Source organism: Bacillus sp. SG-1, assembly GCF_000181495.1.
Classification (GTDB): Bacteria; Bacillota; Bacilli; order Bacillales; family Bacillaceae_B; genus Rossellomorea.
Window position 1 is genome coordinate 1 of record NZ_ABCF01000090.1, and the last position, 9194, is coordinate 9194.

The window sequence follows — 9194 nt, forward strand, 5'->3', positions numbered from 1 at the left end:
GCTGTCTATGGGCAATATGCTTCACAGGATTTCAATAAGCTGTTTCAGGATGCGGCCAAGTTGAAAGAAGAAATGAAAGATGACTACTTGTCAGTCGAACATCTGGCACTTGCTTTATATCAGCAAAAAAATCACTCGATTACCGTTTATCTGGACAAACAGCAAATCGAACAGGAAAAGCTTTCTTTAATTATTGACGACATCAGAGGAGGAGAGAAAGTGAACACTCAAAATCCTGAAGCAAAGTATGAAGTATTGAAAAAATATGGACGAGACTTAATTGAAGAAGTGAAATCCGGTAAAATGGATCCTGTCATTGGGCGGGACGGGGAAATTCGCCATGTCATAAGAATCCTTTCAAGGAAAACGAAAAATAACCCTGTTCTAATAGGAGAGCCGGGGGTTGGAAAAACAGCGATCATCGAAGGGCTTGCACAACGAATTGTCCGGAAAGATGTACCGGAGGGGCTTAAAGATAAACAGATTTTCGAACTGGATATGGGAGCCCTTGTCGCTGGTGCGAAATTTCGAGGAGAATTTGAAGAAAGGTTAAAAGCTGTCTTGAATGAAGTGAAACGCAGCAACGGAAACATCCTGCTGTTCATAGATGAGCTGCACACCATTGTAGGCGCAGGGAAAACAGAAGGGGCGATGGATGCCGGAAACCTTTTGAAACCGATGCTGGCAAGAGGTGAACTGCATTGCATCGGCGCGACTACCTTGAATGAATACCGTAAATATATTGAGAAAGATCCCGCATTGGAACGAAGATTTCAACAAGTAATGGTCAAGGAGCCTGATGTGGAGGATACTGTTTCGATATTGAGAGGCTTGAAAGAGCGCTTTGAGATACATCATGGAGTCAATATCCATGATAAAGCGATCGTTGCCGCAGCTGCTCTGTCCGACCGGTATATCACAGACAGGTTTTTGCCGGATAAAGCGATAGACCTGGTGGACGAAGCCTGTGCATTGATCAGGACGGAAATTGATTCAATGCCGTCGGAATTAGATGAAGTGACCCGTAAAATCATGCAGCTGGAAATTGAAGAAGCGGCTTTACTGAAAGAAAAAGATGAAGTTAGCAAAAATCGCCTGGCGCTGCTGCAAGAAGAACTTGCCAACCTGAAAGAGGAAGGCAATGCGATGAAGGCAAAGTGGCAGAAAGAGAAAGAAAAAATCAACTCTCTGCAGGAAAAAAGGGAAGAGCTTGATCAGCTCCGCAGACAGCTTGAGGAAGCTGAAGGCAATTATGATCTAAATAAAGCTGCAGAGCTCCGCCATGGAAAAATCCCAGCAGCTGAACGGGAACTGCAGCAGCTTGAAACTGATATGCTGAATGAACAGGAAAACCGCCTGCTTCGTGAAGAGGTGACAGAGGAAGAAATAGCTGGGATTGTCGCCCGATGGACGGGTATACCGGTAAGCAAGCTTGTTGAGGGGGAGCGCGAAAAACTTCTTAAACTGGAAAGCATCCTTCATCAAAGGGTCATTGGCCAGGAAGAAGCTGTCCAGCTTGTCAGCGATGCGATTCTCCGCGCACGTGCAGGAATTAAAGACCCGGGCAGGCCTATTGGGTCATTCATTTTCCTTGGGCCGACAGGTGTCGGAAAGACTGAATTAGCAAAAACCCTTGCACATACCCTTTTTGACAGTGAGGAACAAATGATCCGGATCGATATGTCAGAGTACATGGAAAAACATGCGGTTTCAAGACTGATTGGTGCGCCTCCAGGGTATGTCGGCTATGAAGAAGGCGGCCAGCTGACAGAAGCAGTAAGAAGAAAACCTTATTCGGTCATTCTGCTGGACGAGATAGAAAAGGCGCATTCTGAAGTGTTCAACATTTTACTTCAAGTGCTGGATGATGGAAGAATCACTGATTCGCAGGGAAGGACGGTAGACTTTAAAAATACGGTCATCATTATGACGTCGAATATCGGCTCCCAATTTTTATTGGATAGACAAGACGGATCGGAAGAAATTGATGACAAGACAAAAGATCTCGTCCTCGGGCAGCTCAGGTCCTCGTTCAGACCTGAATTCCTAAATCGTGTCGATGATATCGTACTCTTCAAGCCGCTAAGTATTGAAAATATCAAAGGAATCGTTGAAAAGGCAGTTAAAGAACTTCAAAGCCGTTTACAGGAACAGAATATCACCATGAAAATAAGTGATGCTGCAAAAGAGTTCATTGCCAAAGGTGCGTATGATCCTGTGTATGGCGCACGTCCATTAAAGCGGTATATCCAAAAGAATATTGAAACCAAATTGGCCAGGGAAATCATTGCCGGTCATTTTAAACCGGATGATGAAATTATCATCGATATAGAAAACGAGGAAATCGTATTTGAAAAATAAGCTGTTTCGCTGTCCGCAGATATATTTTAAAAGAAGCTAATAAAAAAGGAGAATCCGCCATGGCGGATTCTCCTTTTTCCATTAATGTTTCTCCACAGGATCATTCGGGATGATCATTGGAACGATGAAGATTAAGATTGTAGCACCCACAGCCAGGATCAAGCCTGTCATGAAATCAAAATGAGCGCCAGTCATTGAAGCTACTACATAAGTAAGCATTTCTACCAGCAGAAAAGTCCAAAAGAAAGTCCAAAAGTATTTCAAAACATTCACCTCAATTCCTTGCATCTATGTATTACCGATTGATATAGCGTTTATGAAGGGAGTATTCCCTTACCAAATCATTTTCTGTTTTATAGTACCATAATTCCGAAGAATAATAAATCTTCGTTAATACTCTATTCATAAATTTTTTTTGTGAAATTAAATAATACTGAAAATTATTATCAAGCAGACACCGTTTCTTCGGTTTTTTCCATTGATAGAATTGTCGTATAACTTCTTAAAGAAGGAGAGAAGAGCCAAAAGAAAGCAATAAGTAAGTTACCGCTACACCCTACAACAAATACAGTTTCAGCTCCAATAACCTTTGCTGTAAATCCACCAGCTAGTGCCCCTAATGGCATTGACAGAACTGTAATACTGCCCATAAATGAAAAAACCCTGCCAATTAAATTCTCTGGAGTGCTTGCTTGTATAATGGAAAATATATTTACATTAAGATATCCTATTGGAATGAACGATAATCCGAATAATATTACAGACAAAACAGCGTGTTCTATAACTGCAGAGCTAAACCATAGTAGTGCAGAAATAAATGTCCCTGTAATAACTGTAATTCCAATAGGAAGTTTTTTGAGCATAGCTGAAACTAACGAACCAATTAAAATCCCCCCCGTTAATGCTGCAAGATAAAACCCTAGGTATGCAGAGTTGCCTCTAAAGTCAGCATATGCCGGAAGAATTGCTTGTATGGAACCGAAAATAAAGTTTGCAAAAATAATTAAAATCAAAAATTTAGCTATAAAACTTCCTCTTACTGCTTTAAATCCTTCGTTAAGTTCTTTTTTATAGTCAGTAAAGGATACAGGTTCTTGATTGGTTTCAGCAGAAGTTTCTGAAGGAATTCTTATCATCCTGAATAAAAGTGCAGCTAGGATGAATGTAATAGAGTCAAAAATAAAAAGGTTTATTACCCCAAAATAAACAATCATCAAGCCTGAAATACCCATAAAAGCTAAATCAGTACCTTGATATGCAAAAGACATTAAAGAATTTCCTGGAACCAAATCTTCTTTTTTCAATAGCCTTGGCATAGCTGCTTGTTGAGCAGGATAAACAAATTGTTCAATAAAGGAAGCTAAAGGCATTATAATAAGAATCAACCAAACACTTAATATATCAAAATAATAAGCAATAGGGATAAGAGAAATTAGGAAGAATTCAAGGACTTGAGTCCTAACTAATATGTTTCGGAGTGACCATCTGTCTATAAGAGGTCCAATTAAAAAAGTTAGCATTCCAGGAGCCATTGTTAGTGCTGCGGCAATCCCGGAAAAGAAGGGATCTTTTGTAAGATCATAAACAAGCCACATGGTAGCTATTGCATAAATACTATCTCCAATATTAGTTACTAATCTCCCTAAAAAAAGAAGTAAGAAATTTTTGTTTTTTAAAGGTTTTAACATATTATCTGCCCTCTATTCCCTAGTATTTGTAAAAGGTTTAATCGCAAGGTGTTTATATTTTGAAAAAGCTCCAATAATCCAAAGAGCCATATTAACTAAAATGATTAGGAGTGTGATTGCCCCATCAATAAAATAAAATGTAGATGATTGAAAACTGGATAGTTGATCAATGGTATTTTTAAGCAATAATAATGATCCTGGGATTGTGTAGAAAACCAAAAGAAAAATGGCAATTGATGAGCCAATTAGATAAATTGTTGAGTAACCTTTTACATACTTTTGCTCCTTTACGCTTAACATTTTGATTGTAGAAGGTGAACTACTCTTCATAAAGGACTTAATATACTCTACAGCATGATCGTGGATACTTGGTATATTTAAATAATTCATCAAGACATAATAAATGTCCGTTCTTAGAAATATGAGACTGTGAAAACCGAATGTTAAAATGAGTAATAGACTTGCCATAGCAAAAAAACCAGGGAAAAAAGATGGAAAAACAATTTGGATAATAAGGGATAAGAACAACAATAACCCATCAAACGCGATTCCAGCTAAATATGGAGTATATCTGGCTTTCTGGGGTACAGACCACAAGCCGCTAACATCAGCTTCGACTACCAGCCAGTATAGTCTAAGTGATAAATTGAATTTAACTGGAATTCCTAATTTTATAGTGGCGAGGTAATGGCCTAGTTCATGAAAAAAGGTTAAACCCCAAGTTGTTGCGGTAATAATTATAAGACTGACTCCTACTGTTTCATATACAAAGATATCTTCGTAAGTAGGAATTAAGTCCGGCCTAACTATAAAGATACCTAAGCAACTTAAAAATAATAAAAGAAAAATTGAATTTGTATAGTGATTAAAAATAACTTTAGAAATATTAGTTAACCATTTTTTCTGAGCTTTATCATGTGAGATATTATGCATCCTTTTACCATCTATAGAATAAATTAAATCTAATTCTAAGAGATCCTGGACAAAACCATTAACATCAACGTCCAACTGATGTTCTTGTTTCAGTAATTCAGTAATTTCCTTTAAATTTTTATTTCCATCTAAGTAGTTAATCAATATAACTGCTTCCTCGGGAACTCTGATAAAAACATTATTAATAACACTTCCTATAATATACTCCTCAGCATCCTTTTGAATTGAAAGCTTTGTAAAAATAATAGACTTTTCATTAATAGTGTTCATATTTTCAATCCCCGTTTTTCTTCCTTTGCAATAGATATTAAAGTATCTAGTTCAACTGGTTCTTGAGTTAACACCATATTCTTGCAAGTCGGGCAATTGTCTACCTGATGCCACTCACTCGAAGCTACTTTCTCTAAGGAAAGAGAACTGTATTCAGTCGTTTTTGAGAAATTTTCTTTATGAGAAAAGTCACATAAGATATTAGCAGCTTCATTAGATAGTAAACCAGCCAAAAAGGCAACATTTGGTGCAAATGCAGTATTTCTTCCTTCTAACTTTGCCCCATATATAACTCTTAACTCGTCTTCAAATTCAGGATTATTTTTAAGGATTTGTATGAGGTAGCAATCAAAGCATCCACCCGAATTTACCATGAACCTTTGCAATAATAGTTTTCTTCCACCAGTACCTGCTTGCAAAAGAGGGATGTTATGCTTTACTGCTGCAAAGTTCACCCACCTAGTGGACAAAATACTAGGCTGATCAATACTATTTATTATTAAGTCAGAGTTTTTCACTATTGCTGATAATTGGTTTGCATTTTTAATCTGCAGATTAAGAACCTGGACATTAATATTGCTATTCATCTTGTCTAGTTCTTCTTTGGCTATTTGAGTTTTTAGCCTTCCGATATTCCCCTCATTATACAAAAACTGTCTATTTAAATTGCTAAGTTCAATTTCATCAAAATCAACACCGATTATATTGCCAACTCCTATACCAGCTAAACAACTTAAAACAGTGTTGCTGCCTCCTAATCCCAAAACTGTAACAGTTGAATTCTTTAACTTTTCCTGAAAAGTATACTTACTATTTTGAAGGTTAGAAAAGACATTAAAGTAATTCAAGTTAGAACGATACCTTTCCTTTTCTTGAACTGATAAGTGTGTTTGTTCGCTGTGTGATTGATCTTCAACCAGCCCATGTTCGCTCAAGTCAATAATAATCTGTAGGACATCCTCTTCTGTAGAATTTAAATTTAATGCTATTTCAGCAAGGCTTTGATTACCGTCTAGCTGGTTAATTAGCGATATAAATTCATTATCAGGATCACTAATTTCTAAACAATCATCCTCTAGAAGAAGAAGAACACTATTCTCTTTTTCAATAATGGAAGTAAATGAGTTCTTAAATTTAGGTTTCATATGTATTGTCCCTTTCAATAAACTTATTCAAAAAGGCTATAGGATATAAGATCCTAAAGCCTTTGTTGAATATAAAATCATATGATTTGCTCGTCCTTACAAATAGTGTGTAAATCCACCACTATTAAAAGTAGTGAGGAAGTGGTTTCAAAGGTACTAATTTTTCTGCCTTTTTTATAGAAATTTTTTTCATTGTTTGCCCCTCCTTCCCAGAAAAAGTGGGTATTTTTACATATTAAAAGTAGTGAGGAAGAGGCTTCAAAGGAACCAATTTTTCCACTTTCTTGATGGAAATTTTCTTCATAAGAAAACACCGCCTTTTTTCGTGTATTTTTTACAATTTTTATCTTATAACATAGATCAAAAGAGTGATTTTGGCGAAAAATGGCATTAGAGTTATAGATTGTAATTTAAGCTTGTATTTACTTTGAATTTTAAGCCGATATATAACTTTAGGAATATTTTGAAATTTTAAGCAGAAGTATCGATGGTAATTCTCTAATAAAAATGTAGAAAAATTAGGCTGTCCCCCATACATATAATCAATTTTTTCATAGACTATCATGACGCATTATGTTTAGCTGCACGCTGATTTAAGGAATCACTATTAACTGGAATGACAGCTTTATAAAAGGAGAAATTTCAGATGAGCCAACGAGTATTTAAAATCGATAACGAACCTTGTATAGTACATTACCCTATTCGTCCCAACGGTTTTGCCGTTCTCATACTGGGGGACGTTAACCATTATGTTGATGAACAGAGCAGCTTTTGGCTTCAACAGGAAACAAGGAAGTCAATCATCACTGAACTGACAGCCAAAGGTTATATTGTCTATTACTCAAATTTGTATGGAGCGAACTGGGCCAGTGATAAAGCGGTGAGCCTGGTCAAGCGCCTGTATCATTATATAAAGCGAAGGGAAATTATCAATGAGAAGGTTCATGTCCTGGCTGAGGGAATGGGGGGCCTTTTTATAGAAAAACTGCTGCCGGCCATCGGAAGTCAAATCCGGTCGGTCGTCCTGCTGACTCCATGCATCTCTCTTTATGAACATTTTTCACAAGAAAAGGAACAAAAGTTTTTTTATAAAAAACTTATAAAAGAAATTTCCCTTGCTTATGACATTGAAATGGAAAAATGTGAGGATGCGATTAAAAAAGAATTGAATGCCGGAGAAGATCTTAAGGAAACGGAAACTCCCCTGTATACAATTCAGTCAATAAACACCTCACGTTATAAAAACCAATTTTCTCTCATAAAAGATATATATAAAGACAGAATTGAAAAGAATCTTCCTGGTGAAATTTATATTATCCTTCCTGAGAAGAGATACAAAGCTCCCTTGAAGATCGTATCCTATTTTTCAATGCATGAACAATTGTGAGAAGGAAGTGAGGGGGGAACAAGAGGAATGAGCAAAGCGATTGTAACAGGCGGACTGGGGTTCCTGGGATTTGAACTGTGCTTGGCCATGCTGGAAGAAGGTTTCGAAGTCTTGGCAGCAGATACTGATAGTGAAGCTGGCGAGAGGTGGCTGGAGGTAGGAAGAAATGCCAATATTTCGTACCAGCATCTTCACCAGCCTGTACCGGCGGAATTTTCAAATGCTCGCTTTTATATCAATTTATATGATCACTTCACAGGAAATAACCCCAGTCAGGATCTTAAAGAGATAAAAGAATTTGCAGAAAAAAATCATACATGTGTTGAAGAGGCATTTATTCTGCTTCCATCTGTGATATCCAAGAGGGTAAAAGAAGATGAGTTCACGGAAGTTGTTGGTTTTATCGAAGAATTTAAGTTTCCTAAACAATATACTGTTTATCTTCCTACACTCTTTGGTCCACACCAACCGGAATCTTTTTTATTTCAGCAAATTCTTTCTAAATCAGAAAGTGGTGGTTCAGAATATGTTGATGACATCCGGTCTGCCATTTTTGTTAAAGATGCAGTAAGTGCTGTTATTGAGGTTGAAAAAGAGAGCGATTCAAAAAAACTTCAGATTGTAGCCGACAATCCAGACAGCTGGAAAGAAAGTTTGCATTCTTTAGGCTGCTCCGATGCAAGTAAAGACCCGGAAGTCAGGGACGTTCTGCCTCCAGGGTTGAAAAAAATTGTGGCCAAAGCCTCTTCCTCTGTTAATGAAGTACTGGGGCGACAAAGGGATAATTAACGGCACTCTTGTTAAGTTTTTCTTTTCATCCCCTCCAAACCGCGTTAAAATAGAGGAATCAATCCCCTGCCAATAAAGAGATTATTATGCAGGGGATTCGCAGGCCATTCTGTGAATGAAGAAGTCCATTCAAGCCATACCCTGATTAGTTTAATGCAGGATGGTGGATGACATCCTTAAGGAGTTGCTATAATGAAAAAAGTGGTTTGTTCTGTCCTGATTCTGCTGCTATTACTGACAGGGTGTTCACAGCAGGGGGAAAAGGGGAACCTCAATAATGTAGGCTTGCTGGTTTCCGAAACAATAAGCGACCAAGTTTGGGGAACAAAAGGGTACAAGGGATTATTAAAAATCCAATCCAGATTTAAAATGTACCCTATAGAGTAGACACTTAAAAAAGTCTACCTATAGGGTATTTTTTTGTATAATGACAAATAGACAACTAGTAGAAATCGGGGAAAACACCATGAGTAAAAAAACATTCACAGAGAAAGAAATCAAACAATTATCCATTAATCCTTTTGTGAAAGCTGTAAGTGCTAAGGGAATTACCTACACAGATGAATTTAAACGCCAATTTATCGCTGAGAAAGAGAAAGGCAAATTCTCTAGACAGATCTT

At 37.3% G+C, this 9194-nt stretch carries 8 protein-coding genes and 1 pseudogene; 5 read left to right on the forward strand and 4 right to left on the reverse strand.

Annotation, left to right across the window (positions count from 1 at the left end; translation table 11 throughout):
• The coding region (gene clpB / locus BSG1_RS17685; protein WP_006838570.1) for an ATP-dependent chaperone ClpB at window positions 1-2361 on the forward strand (2361 nt) is incomplete at its 5' end.
• Window positions 2362-2442: 81 nt separating this feature from the next.
• On the opposite strand, the gene BSG1_RS17690 is transcribed toward clpB, so the two are convergent.
• The 4 genes from BSG1_RS17690 to BSG1_RS17705 all read right to left on the reverse strand — a co-directional run bounded on the left by BSG1_RS17690 (window position 2443) and on the right by BSG1_RS17705 (window position 6397).
• Window positions 2443-2625 carry a YjzD family protein gene (locus tag BSG1_RS17690; RefSeq protein ID WP_044023123.1) on the reverse strand — a complete coding sequence of 61 codons (183 nt, stop codon included), beginning with the start codon at window positions 2623-2625 and terminating at the stop codon, window positions 2443-2445.
• 182 nt (window positions 2626-2807) lie between these two features.
• Window positions 2808-4049, reverse strand: coding sequence for an MFS transporter (locus BSG1_RS17695; protein WP_006838572.1), 1242 nt, complete (start codon window positions 4047-4049; stop codon window positions 2808-2810).
• 12 nt (window positions 4050-4061) lie between these two features.
• Window positions 4062-5252, reverse strand: coding sequence for a hypothetical protein (locus BSG1_RS17700; RefSeq protein WP_006838573.1), 1191 nt, complete (start codon window positions 5250-5252; stop codon window positions 4062-4064).
• Window positions 5249-6397 carry a HesA/MoeB/ThiF family protein gene (locus tag BSG1_RS17705; RefSeq protein ID WP_006838574.1) on the reverse strand — a complete coding sequence of 383 codons (1149 nt, stop codon included), beginning with the start codon at window positions 6395-6397 and terminating at the stop codon, window positions 5249-5251. Before BSG1_RS17705 ends, BSG1_RS17700 begins: the two co-directional genes overlap by 4 nt.
• 646 nt (window positions 6398-7043) lie before the next feature.
• On the opposite strand from BSG1_RS17705, the gene BSG1_RS17710 reads away from it, so the two are divergent.
• From BSG1_RS17710 to BSG1_RS17725, 4 genes and pseudogenes are all read left to right on the forward strand, one after another.
• Entirely contained in the window at window positions 7044-7784 is a 741-nt protein-coding gene (locus BSG1_RS17710; RefSeq protein WP_006838576.1) for a hypothetical protein, read from the forward strand.
• A 27-nt stretch (window positions 7785-7811) separates the two neighbouring features.
• A complete protein-coding gene (locus tag BSG1_RS17715) occupies window positions 7812-8573 on the forward strand; it encodes a hypothetical protein (protein WP_006838577.1) in 762 nt (253 codons plus the stop codon).
• A gap of 192 nt (window positions 8574-8765) precedes the next feature.
• Window positions 8766-8960 (forward strand): hypothetical protein, encoded by a 195-nt coding sequence (locus tag BSG1_RS17720; RefSeq protein ID WP_006838578.1) that lies wholly within the window; start codon window positions 8766-8768, stop codon window positions 8958-8960.
• Window positions 8961-9000: 40 nt separating this feature from the next.
• Window positions 9001-9194, forward strand: a pseudogene (locus BSG1_RS17725) (IS3 family transposase); the annotation flags it as partial.

Excerpts from the sequence above, each read along its gene's own strand:
- BSG1_RS17715 (WP_006838577.1), top strand. The coding sequence starts at position 7,812 with ATGAGCAAAGCGATTGTAACAGGCGGACTGGGGTTCCTGGGATTTGAA.
- BSG1_RS17720 (WP_006838578.1), top strand. The coding sequence starts at position 8,766 with ATGAAAAAAGTGGTTTGTTCTGTCCTGATTCTGCTGCTATTACTGACA.
- BSG1_RS17700 (WP_006838573.1), bottom strand. The coding sequence starts at position 5,252 with ATGAACACTATTAATGAAAAGTCTATTATTTTTACAAAGCTTTCAATT.
- BSG1_RS17705 (WP_006838574.1), bottom strand. The coding sequence starts at position 6,397 with ATGAAACCTAAATTTAAGAACTCATTTACTTCCATTATTGAAAAAGAG.
- BSG1_RS17695 (WP_006838572.1), bottom strand. The coding sequence starts at position 4,049 with ATGTTAAAACCTTTAAAAAACAAAAATTTCTTACTTCTTTTTTTAGGG.
- BSG1_RS17710 (WP_006838576.1), top strand. The coding sequence starts at position 7,044 with ATGAGCCAACGAGTATTTAAAATCGATAACGAACCTTGTATAGTACAT.